This is a genomic window from Bifidobacterium sp. ESL0784, from assembly GCF_029433295.1.
Taxonomy (GTDB): domain Bacteria; phylum Actinomycetota; class Actinomycetes; order Actinomycetales; family Bifidobacteriaceae; genus Bifidobacterium.
In genome coordinates this window covers 327,985-343,541 of sequence record NZ_JAQTHV010000004.1, presented here as the reverse complement: position 1 = coordinate 343,541, position 15,557 = coordinate 327,985, and the positions used below count along the sequence as shown (strand labels likewise).

General features: G+C 57.9%; 10 protein-coding genes. 4 read left to right on the top strand and 6 right to left on the bottom strand.

The features are described from left to right. Positions 1 to 46 precede the first annotated feature (46 nt). Entirely contained in the window at positions 47 to 1,402 is a 1,356-nt protein-coding gene (locus tag PT279_RS08020) for an ATP-binding protein (protein WP_277166902.1), read from the top strand. A gap of 209 nt (positions 1,403 to 1,611) precedes the next feature. Here PT279_RS08020 and PT279_RS08015 read toward each other — a convergent pair whose 3' ends face one another. The 6 genes from PT279_RS08015 to guaA form a co-directional block, all read right to left on the bottom strand. Then, positions 1,612 to 4,479, bottom strand: coding sequence for a glycoside hydrolase family 3 C-terminal domain-containing protein (locus PT279_RS08015; RefSeq protein ID WP_277166901.1), 2,868 nt, complete (start codon positions 4,477 to 4,479; stop codon positions 1,612 to 1,614). Positions 4,480 to 4,570: 91 nt separating this feature from the next. Next, positions 4,571 to 5,170: a hypothetical protein gene (locus PT279_RS08010; RefSeq protein ID WP_277166900.1), complete on the bottom strand. Its 600-nt coding sequence runs from the start codon at positions 5,168 to 5,170 to the stop codon at positions 4,571 to 4,573. Next, positions 5,167 to 6,630 carry a family 43 glycosylhydrolase gene (locus PT279_RS08005; protein ID WP_277166899.1) on the bottom strand — a complete coding sequence of 488 codons (1,464 nt, stop codon included), beginning with the start codon at positions 6,628 to 6,630 and terminating at the stop codon, positions 5,167 to 5,169. The genes PT279_RS08010 and PT279_RS08005 overlap by 4 nt, the downstream gene beginning before the upstream one ends. A 168-nt stretch (positions 6,631 to 6,798) precedes the next feature. Continuing rightward, positions 6,799 to 7,647 (bottom strand): aldo/keto reductase, encoded by an 849-nt coding sequence (locus PT279_RS08000; RefSeq protein WP_277166898.1) that lies wholly within the window; start codon positions 7,645 to 7,647, stop codon positions 6,799 to 6,801. A 36-nt stretch (positions 7,648 to 7,683) separates the two neighbouring features. Then, positions 7,684 to 8,883, bottom strand: a complete 1,200-nt coding sequence (locus PT279_RS07995) for an MFS transporter (RefSeq protein ID WP_277166897.1) — start codon at positions 8,881 to 8,883, stop codon at positions 7,684 to 7,686. Positions 8,884 to 9,003: 120 nt separating this feature from the next. Beyond that, positions 9,004 to 10,566 (bottom strand): glutamine-hydrolyzing GMP synthase, encoded by a 1,563-nt coding sequence (gene guaA / locus PT279_RS07990; protein WP_277166896.1) that lies wholly within the window; start codon positions 10,564 to 10,566, stop codon positions 9,004 to 9,006. A gap of 31 nt (positions 10,567 to 10,597) precedes the next feature. Here guaA and PT279_RS07985 point away from each other — a divergent pair, with 31 nt between their 5' ends. The 3 genes from PT279_RS07985 (at position 10,598) to pta (ending at position 15,373) form a co-directional block, all read left to right on the top strand. Then, positions 10,598 to 10,777, top strand: coding sequence for a hypothetical protein (locus PT279_RS07985; RefSeq protein WP_277166895.1), 180 nt, complete (start codon positions 10,598 to 10,600; stop codon positions 10,775 to 10,777). A gap of 229 nt (positions 10,778 to 11,006) precedes the next feature. Continuing rightward, positions 11,007 to 13,487 carry a phosphoketolase gene (locus PT279_RS07980; protein WP_277166894.1) on the top strand — a complete coding sequence of 827 codons (2,481 nt, stop codon included), beginning with the start codon at positions 11,007 to 11,009 and terminating at the stop codon, positions 13,485 to 13,487. Between the two features lie 203 nt (positions 13,488 to 13,690). Continuing rightward, positions 13,691 to 15,373, top strand: a complete 1,683-nt coding sequence (gene pta / locus PT279_RS07975; protein ID WP_277166893.1) for a phosphate acetyltransferase — start codon at positions 13,691 to 13,693, stop codon at positions 15,371 to 15,373. Positions 15,374 to 15,557: the final 184 nt, after the last annotated feature.

Sequence of the window (15,557 nt, the reverse complement as noted above, 5' to 3'; positions counted from 1 at the left end):
CCCGACAGCTGTTCCTTCATTTCCTGCCCTCGGACGAAAGAACGATATGACCGTCACCATTCTCGCCGACGCGACCATCGACATTCCCAAGCTTTATACCGCCTTGGCCGAATGGCTTTCCTGCGTGCTTTACGCGCGAATCATCCTGAGAGGCTGGCCAAGAGGGAAGAGAATCGTCGTTCTTGCCGCAGGTCTGGCCCTGCTCTGCCCGTTGCAGATGTTCATCGGCATCGTCAACATCTGGTGGTGGCTGCCCTGCATGGCGCTGGCGTTGCTGGTCATGTTCGTCACGCTGAAGCTCACCTGCCAGACACCGGTGGCTGAAACGACCTACTGGCTGGCACGTTCCTTCACTCTCGCCGAGCTCGCGGCATCTTTGGAATGGCAGTTGTACACGTTCTTTGCGCATAGGTATTCGATATTCCGCCTCCTCCCGATTTCGCTGGTTTTCCTGTTCGTCATCTATGCCGTCGTCTTCGTCGGCGCTTTTTTGCTTGAACCCCGCCACGGCGAAGCCCATCTCGACATCGACGGACGACAGCTTTGGATCGTCATCACGATAGCGGCGCTGACCTTCGCCCTGAGCAACCTGAGCTATGTATCATTGCAGACGCCGTTCAGCGCAGAAGTCGGCCCGCAATCCTTCAACATCCGCACGCTGGTCGAAATCGGAGGTTTCGCCTTCCTGTATGCCTATCACTGGCAGCTTTGCGAGGCACATACGCAACGGGAACTCAACGGCATCCGCGACGTCCTCTCGACGCAGTACCGGCAATATCAGAACTCCAAAGACAGCATCGAAATCATCAATCGGAAATACCACGATCTCAAACAACAGATCTCGGCGCTGAGAGCCGAACCCAGCGAGACCAAACGCGAGCATTATCTCGACGATATCGAACAGGATCTGGCGGATTACGGGGCCACCAACAAAACCGGCAATCCGACCCTCGATACCGTGCTGACCTCCAAAAGCCTGTACTGTGCCCATCACCACATCGAGCTGACCTGCGTAGCCCAAGGCGAGGTGCTGGATAAGGTCGGCATCTCGGAAATGGACATCGCCGCGATGTTCGGCAACGCGCTCGACAACGCCATCGAATACTGCGAGACGCTTGCCAACCCGGGGCAACGGCTGATTCGCGTGGTTGTCCGCCAGGTCAGAGGCTTCGCCTTCATCGCTTTGGAAAACAAAATCGCTTCGGCGGATGCAACAAGGCTACAGACCCGTAACGGGCTGCCGCTAAGCACGAAAGGCGACGACCGCTATCACGGTTTCGGCCTCAAATCGATACAGAGCCTCACCCGGCAGTATGGAGGGGAACTTTCAGTAAAGACGGAAAACGATTGGTTCAAAGTGCATATCACCATTCCGATCCCCGCCTCCCAAAAGCAGCATTAAAGCGAACCTTCAGACGGATATCGGCCCAATGGCGCAAGAATTTGCGCAACGAAGCAGGCCGTCGAGGCAAACCATCGAGCGAAGATACATTCACTGACAAATGGAAAAGGAAACGACAAAGGCGACGCAGCCGATGCCGAACGCCGGACCTGAATCCGGTTACGGTATCAACCGTATCGCCTTGTATGCTATTTATTGGATTGCCTCGTTCACCCCTTCTCGGCGCGGCGACGCATCGGAACGATCACGGCGCAAAGCAGAGCCAATGCGATGATCGCGAGTTCGACGCTGGCGATGACCACATAGAGGTGCCAATTGAGCACGGTGACCGGCAGACGCTCGGCATTCGCCAGAGTGTAGAGGATGTTGTGCGAAGCCCGCTGGAGATAGTAGATATCGGAATCACTGTCGCCGGAGACATTGAACTTGTTGAACGTCAGCCAGGAATCAGTTCCCGCGCGCATTGCCGCATCGGCTCCGCGGGCGAGTTTCGCCTCATCCATATCGGTGATCGAGTGCCCACGGAAGCCCCATTCGCCGCGAAGGACGTCCTGCTGCAATGCCGAATCGGAGCCGACATACACATCTCCGAGGAAGTTCATCGAAGTCATGACCCCAAGAGGATGACCAACCTTGACCGAGGTCTCGAACGGCTTGAGATAGATCTCGCGGATGGACTGCTCGTTGGCGTACGTATGCAGGTTCTGCGAACGGCAGCTTTCCTGGTCGTTCAAGGCGAGATGCTTGATATACACAGCCATCTTCTTCTTGGATGCCGCACGCACCACATTGCCGGCCATGGTGGCCGACAGCATCGGGTCTTCCGAATAGTATTCCCCGTTCCTGCCGGAGAACGGCGAACGATGGTTGTCCATCGCGGGAGCAAACCAGCCGGTGACACCGCACTTGTGCCCTTGATCGGCCATCTGGGAACCGAACTGCGCCGCAAGGTCAGGGTTGAAAGTGGCGGCCATCAGAGGAACGCATGGATACGAGATTCCGGTGACATCCGGGCTGAACATGCTGGAAAGCCCGAGAGGGCCTTCGGCGTCCATGGTCAGATAGTTCTTGCCGATCGAAGGCAGCTCCGGCGTCCTATAGAGCGAATCCTCCACCAGGGACTGCATTTCCGGTACGGTCAGCTGTGAAAGCAGCTCATTCCACTTCGGATCGTCGTATTTCAGGCCTGCCACGTCTTCAAGGCGAAGCTTGCCCTTCTTGGCGTAATCCTTGCCCTTCACCATCTTATGGGCTTTGGCGTCCAAGGACTTGGGATAGTCGTTGGCATTGTCTTCCTGAGCGGTGGTCTTGACGGTGGATTTCACCGATTTCATGGCTTCCGTATAGTTCGCAAAGCCATTGTTCCTGCTCAGATACTTCCCACGCGCCACATCCGCGAACCTGTTGACCGCTACCTTCTGATCCAGGTCGCGCTTGTTCTTGCCCGAGAAGAAATAGGTTTCGGGCATTTGCGCTTCGACCTGATCGAGCGGATGATGGGCATCCGAACGCACGGAGAAAACATACTGCCCCTTATCGAACATGTAGGAGCCGTGGGTGCCGTCACCGTTGTCGTGGGACGAATCCCAGGAGGCGATCTGCTGCATGGAGACCGGCACTGTCACCGTCTGCGATTCCCCGGCAGCGAGAATCTTGGACTTGGCCACGCCCACCAGCGAAACTGCGGACTTCTCGATACCCGCGGTTTTGTCATAGTCGGTATACGGAGCACTCATATAAAGCTGGACCGCATTTCTTCCGGCGCGTTTGCCGGTATTGGTGACCTTGACCTTGACGTTGAGCTTGCCTCTGGGATCGAGGGAAACCCCGTTGGAAAGCCCGTCGACGATCTTTTGCGAGAAGGTGGTATAGCTCAGGCCGTAGCCGAACGGGAACGCGACGATATCGTCGTAGTGCTGACCGTAATCGAAGGTCTTGCCGGTCTTGTTGCTGGTGATGACGGCCTTTTCGGCATATGCGGTCTCATACCATTTGTAACCGACGTAGATGCCTTCGACATAATCGACATAGTGGCTCTTCGGCGCGTTCGAAGCCGCCTGGATGCCGTAGTTCTCATAGGACGGGGCGCTGGTATTGTCATACACCCATGTGTCCGGCAGGCTTCCGGAGGGGTTGACCTTGCCGGAGATGATCTTGCCCAATGCTCCAAAGCCCTTGGGGCCGGGGATACCGGCCCAAACGCAGGCATCAACGTGGAATTCGTTGAGGAAGCCCGTTTCCATCGCATTCGACATATTGAGCACGACGATGAGCTTCTTCGAATGCGCCCTCGCCTCTTTCAGCAAGTTCTTTTCGTTTTCGCTGAGCTGCAGATAATTGTGTCCGTCAGGACTCTTGTATGTGATGAGGTCGTTGCCTTCACCGCCGGAACGTCCAAGCACCACCACCGAAGTGTCGGAATACTGCTGCAGCTTATCGAACGAAGCCTCGCCCTGGTATTTGTCAATCGGCACTTCCGCATTCGAATAGGTGGCCGGGACGAATCCGATGACCTTCTTCGGCGGCTTGGGAGCCGGATACACCGAAGCCTTCTTCAAAGCCTGGTTGACCTGTATGCCCGACGATTCCAGCGAATCCTCTATGGACACGGCATCGGAACTCTGCACATGGCTTGAACCGAGAGGGGAATACATGGGGTTGTATGCGTAATAACCCAGCAGATTCACCTTTTTGGCCTTCAACGGCAAGGTACCGTTTTCGTTACGCATCAGGACCATGCCCTGCTCACCGATATCGTGGACCAGTCCGGTCCAGTCCTTGGCGTTGGTCGTGACGCTGGCGTTGCTCTTTTGGATATTCTGGAACACGTTGTTGATGGACGCCTTATATTGCCCGGTCTCCACATTGAGCACCACGGCAAGCACCACGGCAAGAACCGCGGCGATGACCTGCAGCACACGCACCCAGATGCTTGCATGGCTCTTGACCATCACCTCGCCCTCATGCCGGGGACGGAATCTTCGTATCACGACCGTGGCTACGCAAGCGAGGGCGACTAGGCCCAGCACTACCACAGCTATAATGCAATATAGCCGGAACTGTTTTGCTGTATTCATTATTTTTCTTCTCCTTTGAAACGTTGGTCGAATGGAACAACAAATTTCTTTCAACGACCTGCCGGCCGTTTGCCTTTCACTCCTTCAACGATTATTTCTGCTTGAAGATCAGCTTCATGATGGGATAAAACACCCAGAACGAGAGCGCACAGTTGATGAGCATGGTCACCAGATCGGCGAGCGTGACGCCGAAACCGGATCCCATCCACCCGACGAAGAGCCGGTAGAGCGGGGCTTTGTACCATCCCTGCAGCGCGGCGGCGACGAACGTGACCACCACGTAGGCGAACGCATACCAGAACGCGGCCGTCCAGATGCTGCCGACGGCCTTGAAGGTGATGTTGCGCTGCATGAAGAAATTGATGATCTGGGCAATGGCCATGGTGAGCTCCACGGCCAGGAAATACGCCAGGCCGCCTCCCCCGCCATGCTGCACCGCACCGGCGGCGTAATCGAACAGGTAGTAGATGCTGCCGTTGAGGTTATGCCCCAGGCGCAGTACCTGGAATGACGTGTTGACCAGCGATGTCATGCCGAATATCCATTTGAGTACCGGCATGAGGATCAGCTGAAGCACAGTCACGGCGTTGCAGACTATGAAAAACATGATGAATTCCGCCAACCCGTGATGACGGGCGCTGAAGCGGGACCACAGGCCAGTGATGCTGGTGACGATGGCGTTCTTCTTCATTTTGCCTCACCTTGTGTCAACGAGAAACGCAGGAAGTCGATGCTTCCGCTGCCCTCGAATGTGAAATACAACGGGTATGTTCCCTTTGCCGGCGTCGTTTCGGCTTCGAAAGTCGAAAATTCCCCGGCATCGTGGTCAATATGGATTGTCGCAATCCTGTTGCTGCATGCGGCATCGAGCCAGACGGACAGCTTGCCTGTGCCCTTCCCGCGAATTTCTGCAGCGATTCTCGATTCTGTTCCGTCGAATTCGTAATATTTGAAACCGGCCGTCGCCCCGTCACGCATATTGGCGATGAATTGATGGCGCGAATCCTTGCCTCTCACCTTTTCCTCGGTGATGAACGGATGGTTGCGCAGCCTGGATTTGACACCGGAACCGTCATAGCGTCCTGTCACGCCGCCTTTGGCCCATAGATTGCAGGCCGTATAGGCCTCGTGCACGCCGAGTGCTGTGAGCGGACCGTCGTTGAGACCGCAGCTGGTCATTTCAGCCTGGTTGAAGCCGCCGTCAGCCCGTCGTTCCAAGCGCTCGGCACACGCCTGACGGGCGTAGGAGCTGCGATTGGTCTGACGGTGATAGAAGATATAGAACCGGTCGTCCAATCGCAGGATGCTGCCGTGGGTGTTGCCGGCATAGTTCGCGGCATGTTCCTCGTCGCGGTATCCGTTGATGCCGATATCGGCATTGCTGACCAAGGTTCCGCCATAGGCAAAGCCGCTGTCCGGCTTGTCGCTGACGGCATAGCACAGCTCATGATTGAGCCGTGAGGAATAGATGAAATAATATCGGCCATCATATTTGCGAATCGAACTGGCCTCGAAGAACTCATGGCCCGGGAAGGAGCCTTCGCCCTCTTTGGGGAAGAGAAGCTTTTCCGGGGTCTTGATGGTGACCATGTCTTCTTCGAGTTCGAGGACGTACCCGCCTTCGAACTTGCGCCGGCCGCCCGTGACTATGGCGGGAACCGGGGTGTAGAAGCCGGAATAAAGATAAACTTTCCCATCATCATCGACGAGGACGCCGGGGTCGAACGGGAACGAATCACCCTTGCAACGGCCCCATATCTTCCCGTTGGGATAATGCACGTGGCCGTAGAATTCGAAGGGGCCGGAAGGCTTATCGGAGACCGCAACCCCCATGATGCCCATGAAATCGAAAGCATAATACAGGTAATAGCGGCCGTCGGCGCCCACGGCCACGTCGGGCGCAAACAGCAGACGCAGACCGAGCCTGTTCTTCGGATCCTGGTTCTTTCGATAGAGAACGCCGTCATAGCGCCAATCCGAGAGGTCCGAAACCGGGGCGGACCAGCAGACGTAATCACGCACGCAGAACATGGGCGCATTGAATTTATCGTGCGAACCGTAAATATAGACCCGATCGCCAAAAACATAAGGTTCGGCATCTGGAATGTATTCGCATTGTGGCAAATAGGGATTGACTGCTTGTCGACTCATACCACGCTCCTTTGCTGATTTCAGTGTGGCACGGCAAAGGGGCGCGGAAAGGGCTATCGCACAAACGGTCGATTTATCGCATAAGAAGGTCCGGCAAAGTGTCGATGCACTCCGCCGGACCATGTTGAATAAGAGATTTCAGATTCAAATGAATTGAATCATGATGCGCTAGCGCTGGCTGGGATTGTGGCCGTCGGGATTCGGATCATCGAACGCATTGAGCTTGTCCATATCCGCGTCGCTGATGGTGAAATCGACATCGGCATTGGCTTCGATGTGGTCACGATGCGTGGCCTTGGGCAGCGGCAGCACGCCGTTCTGCACGCAGAAGCGAATCGCCAGCTGGGCGGTGGAGACCCCGTACTTTTCGGCCATCGCCTTGAGCTGCGGCAAATCGAGCAATCCGCCCGTCGCAAGCGGCGAATAGGCCTCGATAAGCAGGCCGTGGGATTGCGAGCACGTCCTGTTTCTCGGTTCGGTGGCGCCAACGTAATACTGAATCTGGTTGACGGCCGGCACGACTTGTGCATGGTCCAAAATGTTCCTGAGATCATGGTCGTCGAAATTCGAAACCCCGACGGCCCGGACACGGCCGGAACGGTAGATCTTCTCCATTTCGCCCCATACGGCAAGATTCTCCTCATCCATACGCATATGCCCCGCATGACTCCACGGCCAAGGCGCGTGAATCAGATACAGGTCGAGTGTCTCCAGCCCGAGATTGTCCATGGTCTCCTCGAAATGAGGCAGCACTCCCTCGGCGTCTTTGACATCGGCCGGGAGTTTCGAGGTCACAAAAATCTCGTCGCGCTCGATTCCTGATTCGCGCACGGCTCGCCCAACGCTGCGCTCATTGCCGTAGACGTAGGCAGTATCGACATGGCGGTAGCCGGCATCCAATGCCATGCGCACCGAGTCATAGGCCACTTCCCCGTCGGGAATCTGCCAGGTTCCGAACCCGATTTTCGGAATTTTGACGCCATTGTTCAAGGTATAGGTATCAGTAAGAATCGTCATTGCTTCAAGCCTTTCGTTTTATGCGAATACCATTATTCAGTCTAGACCCTCGTAGATATCTTGATGGGCGATGACGACCAGACCGGCGATGAACATTACGATGACGACCACGAGGACGAGCACGACGATGGGTGTCCATGTGTGCAGCAGCCCGTTCAACGCTCCCAGGGCGACCGGGCCGATGGCGGCGAAGAGATAGCCGCCGGATTGAGCCATTCCCGACAGGCGGGCGGTGTCGGCCGCCGAGGTGGTGCGCTTCTGGAAGAAGACGATGCAGATGCTGAACGAGGCCGCCGTCGCAAGTCCCATACATACCGCCGAAACCACGTTGAGCGGCAGGTTCGCGCCAGGCACGAGAATTCCCAAAATTCCCAAGGCAAAACCTCCCCCGGCGATGCCGTTGACGATAGCCAACCCGTGCTTGCGTTCGGCGATCAGCGGCACCGTCATGGTCAGCGGCATGCCGCTCAACTGGAAGAGCGTGGCGAGGTTGCCCGCAACCACGGCGCTGAAACCGGCCGCCTGCCATATCGACGGCAACCAGGTCAGCAAAGAGTAATACAACATCGATTGCATGCCGAAATAGGCCAGAATCACCCATGCCAGCCGCGAGCGCCAAGGTGTTCTGTCGACAAGCGGACGATCATCGCCGCCCGCTTTCGCCTTGTTGCCGCGAACGGATCCGGAAAGCATGATGACCAGCCAGGCCATGAGCGCCACAGGGCCGAGCAATGCGAAGACTCCCATACTGCTCTTGATACCGATATGGGAGGCGATGATGCCTGAAGTGGCCGTGCCCAGAGAGGCAACCAGGACCTGCGCGGTGGTATACAGCGTGGTTTTGCCGGCGATACTTTCGGGGAAGCGTTTTTTGATGACCGCAGGCAGAAGCACATTGCCGCCGGCGATGCCGATCCCCAGAGCGGCCGTGCCGATCAGCAGCGCCCAGACCGAAGGGATGATGCGCAGGAAGCTGCCGATGCTCAACACCGCGAGCGCGGCCACCAGCACTTTCTCGCTGCCGTGTCGCGCCCCGGACTTGCCCATCAGCGGGGATGCGAGCGCGAAGGCGAGGAGCGGGATGGTGGTCAGAAGTCCGGCAAGCGAGGTGGGCAGGCCGATTTCGGCTTTGAGGTCCGGCAGCAGCGGAGGCATCATGGTGATCGGCATACGCAGGTTCGCCCCGGCCAATACCAGACCCAAGATAACCAGACATGTGCGTTTGCGCTTGCTCACTTACTCTCTCCCTCGGGCTTTTGCCGATACCTTATGTTCTACAAACCAATGGTGCCCTCACGCCGAAACGAGGGGCACCATCATTAATTTTCAATCACTTGTGCTTTTAAGCAGCCGATATCACTCCCACTCGATGGTGGCCGGCGGCTTGGAGGTGCAGTCGAGCACCACACGGTTGATGCCATGGCATTCGTTGGTGATGCGCGTGGAGATCGTGGCCAGCACGTCGTACGGGAGGCGGTACCAGTCGGCGGTCATCGCATCGTCGGAGGAAATCGGGCGCAGCACGATCGGCGAGCCATAGGTGCGTTCGTCGCCCTGCACGCCCACGGAATGGACATTGGCGAGCAACACCACCGGGCACTGCCAGATATCGCGGTCGAGGCCGGCCTTGGTCATCTCCTCGCGGGCGATGGCATCGGCCTCACGCAGCAGGTCGAGACGTTCGCGGGTTACTTCGCCGATGATGCGGATGCCGAGACCCGGCCCCGGGAACGGCTGGCGCCACACGATGTTGTCCGGCAGGCCGAGCTTGGTGCCGATGGCGCGGACCTCGTCCTTGAACAGGCTGCGCAGCGGCTCGATGAGCTTGAATTTGACATCCTTGGGCAAGCCGCCGACGTTGTGGTGCGACTTGATGTTGGCTGCGCCGTCGCCGCCGCCGGATTCGACGACGTCCGGATAGAGCGTGCCCTGCACCAGGAACTTGACTTCCTTGCCGCGGGCCCCGGCCTCTTCCAGGACCTGCTTCTGGGCCTTTTCGAAGGTGCGGATGAACTTCTCACCGATGATCTTGCGCTTGCGTTCCGGCTCCGTAACGCCCTTCAAAGCCGTCAGGAAGTCTTCGGAGGCGTCGACCTCGATCAGCCTGATGCCGGTGGCGTCGACGAAGTCGTGGCGGACTTGCTCGGCCTCGCCCTTGCGCAGCATGCCGTGGTCGACGAAGACGCAGGTGAGCTGGTCGCCGATGGCCTTGTGCACCAGAGTCGCCGCGACCGCGGAATCCACTCCTCCGGAAAGCCCGCAGATGACCTCGGCGTCGCCGACCTCCTCGCGAATCTTTTTAACCTGCGTGTCAATGATATTGTCGGCATCCCAATCGCTGGGCAGCCCCGCGCACTTGTGCAGGAAAGTCGAGAAGAGTTCGTTGCCCAGCGGGGTGTGCTTGACCTCGGGATGCCATTGCACGCCGTAGAGTTTGCGCGATTCGTCCTCCATCGCGGCCACAGGCGCACCCTGCGTATGCGCCAGCACCTTGAAGCCTTCCGGAGCCTCTTCGACGGCGACGCCGTGGCTCATCCATGTGGTCTGCTCTGCAGGGGATCCCGCAAGCACGCCTTCGGCGTCGTCTATCACCGCTTCGGTCTTGCCGTATTCGCCGAGCGCGGCCTTGTCGACTTTGCCGCCAAGCTCGTTGGCCATGACCTGGAATCCGTAGCAGATGCCGAGCACCGGCACCCCGGCCTCGAAGATCTTCTTGTCGATGTCGGGGGCGCCCGGTTCATAGACCGAAGCAGGGCCGCCCGAGAGGATGATGGCCTTCGGGTCCTTGACCAGCATCTCGTCCACCGGCATGGAATGCGGCACCAATTCGGAATAGACATGTGCCTCACGCACGCGCCGAGCGATCAGCTGGGCGTATTGCGCGCCGAAGTCAACGACAAGCACTGGACCTTTTGCCATGAATTCTCCCTATATATTTTGGTATGGAACTATGTATAAAGTAGTGTCCATTCTCGTGGTTCAAGGCGACAAAATCAAGTGTTCCGGCGGTGGGGCGGAACAAACAAAAAACAACATCACAAAAAACAACACGCCGCGTGAACTTTCTGTGAATCGAACATCGCTAAGCGTTGACACAACGGAGTTTATGGCTCAATTGCAACGTTTGTAAGTTGTTTTTTTACGTGCGAAAATCTAACATATTTTGGGTTAAATACAACATTATCTAACAAAAACATCTCACTTTAGCACATAGATGCAAAAAAACGTCCAAAAGTCTGAGTCGCCACGTAAAGTGAACAACGATTGGGCACAAACCCCGGATGTCAATAATACCAAGGGTTTGCGCCTGAAGAAAATAATCAATTGCACACAATGTGTACAGGAGTACAGGAGCATAAATGACTAGTCCTGTTATTGGCACCCCGTGGAAGAAGCTCGGCAAGCCGGTTTCTGATGAGGCTCTTGAAGGAGTCGACAAGTATTGGCGCACCGCCAACTATCTTTCCATCGGTCAGATTTATCTGCGTAGCAACCCTCTGATGAAGGAACCCTTCACCCGCAAGGACGTCAAGTATCGTCTTGTGGGCCACTGGGGCACCACCCCTGGCCTGAACTTCCTGCTCGGCCACATCAACCGCCTCATCGCGGATCACCAGCAGAACACCGTGTTCATCATGGGCCCGGGCCACGGCGGCCCTGCAGGTACCTCGCAGTCCTATCTCGACGGCACCTACACCGAGTATTATCCGAACATCACCAAGGATGAGGCCGGACTGCAGAAGTTCTTCCGTCAGTTCTCCTACCCTGGTGGCATTCCTTCCCACTTCGCCCCCGAGACCCCGGGCTCCATCCATGAAGGCGGCGAGCTCGGTTACGCACTGAGCCACGCTTATGGCGCCATCATGAACAACCCGAGCCTCTTCGTGCCCGCAGTGGTCGGCGACGGCGAGGCCGAGACCGGCCCGCTGGCGACCAGCTGGCAGTCCAACAAGCTCGTCAACCCGCGCACCGACGGCATCGTGCTGCCGATCCTGCACCTGAACGGCTACAAGATCGCCAACCCGTCTATTCTTTCCCGCATCCCCGATGAGGAGCTCCACGAGTTCTTCGAGGGCATGGGCTACGAGCCTTACGAGTTCGTCGCGGGCTTCGACGATGAGGACCACATGTCCATCCACCGTCGCTTCGCCGACATGCTCGAAGAGGTCTTCGACAAGATCTGCGACATCAAGGCCAAGGCGCAGACCGACGACATGGATCGTCCGATCTACCCGATGATCATCTTCCGCACGCCGAAGGGCTGGACCTGCCCGAAGTACATCGACGGCAAGAAGACCGAAGGTTCCTGGCGCGCCCACCAGGTGCCGCTGGCCAGCGCCCGTGACACCGAGGCTCACTTCCAAGTTCTCAAGGGCTGGATGGAATCCTACAAGCCGGAAGAGCTCTTCGATGAGAAGGGCGCCATCCGCCACGAGGTCACCGATTTCATGCCGCAAGGCGAACTGCGCATCGGCCAGAACCCGAACGCCAACGGCGGCCGCATCCGCGAGGATCTGAAGCTCCCCGAGCTCGATGCCTACGAAGTCAAGGGCGTCAAGGAGTTCGGACACGGCTGGGGTCAGCTCGAAGCCACCCGTCAGCTGGGCAACTACACTCGCGACATCATCAAGATGAACCCGGATTCGTTCCGTATCTTCGGACCTGACGAGACCGCGTCCAACCGTCTGCAAGCCGCCTATGAGGTCACCAACAAGCAGTGGGACAACGGCTATCTCTCCGAGCAGACCGATGAGCACATGGCTGTTACCGGCCAGGTCATCGAGCAGCTCTCCGAGCATCAGATGGAAGGCTTCCTCGAGGGCTACGTCCTCACCGGCCGCCACGGCATCTGGAGCACCTACGAGTCCTTCGCCCATGTGATTGACTCCATGCTGAACCAGCACGCCAAGTGGCTCGAGGCCACGGTTCGTCACATCCCTTGGCGTAAGCCCGTCGCTTCGATCAACATGCTGATCTCCTCGCACGTGTGGCGTCAGGATCACAACGGCTTCTCCCATCAGGATCCGGGTGTGAGCTCCGTGTTGCTGAACAAGACGTTCAACAACGATCACGTTGTGGCCGAGTACTTCCCCGCCGACGCCAACATGCTGCTGGCCGTCGCCGAGAAGGCCTTCAAGTCCACCAACAAGATCAACGCCATCTTCGCCGGCAAGCAGCCTGCCGCCACCTGGCAGACCCTCGACGAGGCTCGTGCAGAGCTCGAGAAGGGCGCAGCTGAGTGGAAGTGGGCCTCCACCGCCAAGAACAACGACGAAGCACAGATCGTGCTCGCCTGCGTCGGCGACGTCCCCACCCTAGAGATCATGGCCGCCAGCGAGAAGCTCAAGGAGTTCGGCATCAAGTTCAAGGTCGTCAACGTCGTTGACATCCTGAAGCTGCAGAGCCCCAAGGACAACGACGAGGCCCTCACCGACGCCGAGTTCACCGAACTCTTCACCGCCGACAAGCCGGTCCTCTTCGCCTATCACTCCTATGCCCACGACATCCAGTCCCTCATCTTCAGCCGCCCGAACCACGACAACTTCAACGTTCACGGCTACAAGGAAGAGGGCTCCACCACCACGCCTTACGACATGGTGCGCGTCAACGACATGGATCGTTACGAGCTGACCGCCGAGGTGCTTCGTACGCTCGACGCCGACAAGTACGGCCACGAGATCGACAAGCTTGAGCAGTTCCGCAAGGACGCTTTCCAGTTCGCCGTCGACGAGGGCTACGATCACCCGGATTACACCGGCTTCGTGTACTCCGACGTGAAGAACCAGGATGCGAAGGCCACCGCCAAGGCCGCCATGAGCACCGGCAGCGACAACGAGTGAGCTGATTCTCACCCGGCTACGCTTCGCATAGCCGTCTAGACAAAAAGGGACATCGGGTTTCGGCCCGGTGCCCCTTTTGTTTTGCGATTTGCCTTTACGACGACGCAGAAGTCGCCTACGTCACAGCTTCGCATAAAATGGAAACGATCGATATCGTAGTTGATCGGAAAAATCGTGCGCAACATGCACAAAGGAGTTATATCGTGACAAACGAAGTCATTTATATCGCCAGCCCCGAGGGCAAGAACGGCCGTAACGTAGTGGCCTACGGCGTGGTGAAAGCCCTTGCCTCACAAGGCAAGACGGCGGTGTTCCGCCCGGTGGCCTGCAAAAAGGAGACCTTTACTCCCGAGCTGCTCAAGGCCGCCAATGCCGGGCAAACGGCCGATCAGGTACGGGCTGTGTGCCCGAAGTGCGCACGCCGCGATAAGAGCGCGGCACGCGGTGACATCGTCGCGGCTTACAGCGCCGAACTCGACCGCACCAATCCTGATTCCATGGTCATTGTCGGCAGTGATGGTTCCGCCGTCTTCGATCCGGAATCCTTCACTTTCAACGCCGAAATCGCTTCGGACCTCAAAGCCAAGACCTTCCTGGCCATCTGCACCATTCCGCGCAACGGCGAACAGGTGAAGGCCACCGTCGAGACCTGCACGGCCGAAGTAGAGCAGGCCGGCGGAAAGGTCGCCGGAGTCTTTGTCACCGGTTGCACCGACGAGAAGGCCGCGGACGCCAAGGAAGCCCTGAAAGGCTCCCCCGTTCCGGTCTGGACCATTCCTGCCGTCGATTTCCCCAACGAAGACGATCCCGATGCCGCCGATAAGGCCGCCAAGGCCTTTGCCGACAACGCCCCGACCGATGAGGTCGTGGCCGCCGCCCGCACGCCGTTCGACGCCCCGACCACGCCATACGCCTTCCAGAACGAACTGCTGGCCAAGGCCAAGGCCAGCAAGAAGACCATCGTGCTACCCGAGGGCTCCGAGGACCGCATCATCAAGGCCGCGGACTACCTGCTGCAGCGCGACATCGTCAAGCTCATCATCGTCGGCGACAAGGATGCCATCCTCGCCCGCGGCAAGGAACTCGGCCTCAACTCGCTTGAAAAGGCCGACTACCAGCCGATGGACGACGAGGAAGTCCTGAAGCCCATGGTCGCCAAGCTGTGCGAGCTGCGTGCCAAGAAGGGCATGACCGAGGAACAGGCTCGTAAGCAGCTCGCGGACCCGAGCTACTTCGGCACCATGCTGGTCGTGCTTGGCAAGGCCGATGGCCTCGTCTCCGGCTCGATCAACTCCACCGCCAACACGGTGCGCCCGGCGCTGCAGGTCATCAAGACCAAGCCTGGCGCCTCGCTGGTTTCCGGCGCGTTCCTGATGTGCTTCAAGGACCATGTGGCCGTCTTCGCCGATTGCGCCATCAACCTGAACCCGAACGCCGAGCAGTTGGCCGACATTGCCATCCAGTCCGCCGATACCGCCCGCTCCTTCGGCGTGGACCCGAAGGTGGGTATGCTCTGCTACTCCACGCTCGGCAGCGGCAAGGGCCCAGACGTCGATCTGGTCGAGGAAGCCACCAAGCTCGTTCACGAGAAGGCCCCGGATCTGCCGGCTGTCGGCTCCATCCAGTTCGATGCCGCCTGGTCGCCCACCGTGGCCGCAACGAAGGCCAAGGGCAACGACGTGGCAGGCCATGTCAACGTTTTCGTCTTCCCGAGCCTTGCTGCAGGCAACATCGCTTACAAGGCCGTGCAGCGCACCTCCGGCGCCATCGCCATCGGTCCGGTGCTTCAAGGCCTCAACAAGCCTGTCAACGACCTTTCGCGCGGCGCTCTGGTAGAGGACATCATCAACACGGTAGCCCTCACCGCCGTGGAGGCCCAGCAGTAACACTTATTCATGTTCGATACAGATCCCGGCACTTTTCCATACATGTAAGCGCCGGGATTTCGCATATCATGATAAGTTTTCAAATCGATAAAAACAAGATACGCCAAAATCACATTATAGAAACCCGTCCCTTTTTATTCCCCCTACTCTTGTAACAGCTCGTGAGTAAGCTAGAAATCTGGTA

Bases quoted from the DNA above. Each gene is read 5' to 3' on its own strand.
- PT279_RS08015 (WP_277166901.1), bottom strand. From the start codon at position 4,479: ATGAATACAGCAAAACAGTTCCGGCTATATTGCATTATAGCTGTGGTA.
- PT279_RS08020 (WP_277166902.1), top strand. From the start codon at position 47: ATGACCGTCACCATTCTCGCCGACGCGACCATCGACATTCCCAAGCTT.
- PT279_RS07985 (WP_277166895.1), top strand. From the start codon at position 10,598: ATGTATAAAGTAGTGTCCATTCTCGTGGTTCAAGGCGACAAAATCAAG.
- PT279_RS08005 (WP_277166899.1), bottom strand. From the start codon at position 6,630: ATGAGTCGACAAGCAGTCAATCCCTATTTGCCACAATGCGAATACATT.
- PT279_RS07980 (WP_277166894.1), top strand. From the start codon at position 11,007: ATGACTAGTCCTGTTATTGGCACCCCGTGGAAGAAGCTCGGCAAGCCG.
- PT279_RS08000 (WP_277166898.1), bottom strand. From the start codon at position 7,647: ATGACGATTCTTACTGATACCTATACCTTGAACAATGGCGTCAAAATT.
- PT279_RS08010 (WP_277166900.1), bottom strand. From the start codon at position 5,170: ATGAAGAAGAACGCCATCGTCACCAGCATCACTGGCCTGTGGTCCCGC.
- guaA (WP_277166896.1), bottom strand. From the start codon at position 10,566: ATGGCAAAAGGTCCAGTGCTTGTCGTTGACTTCGGCGCGCAATACGCC.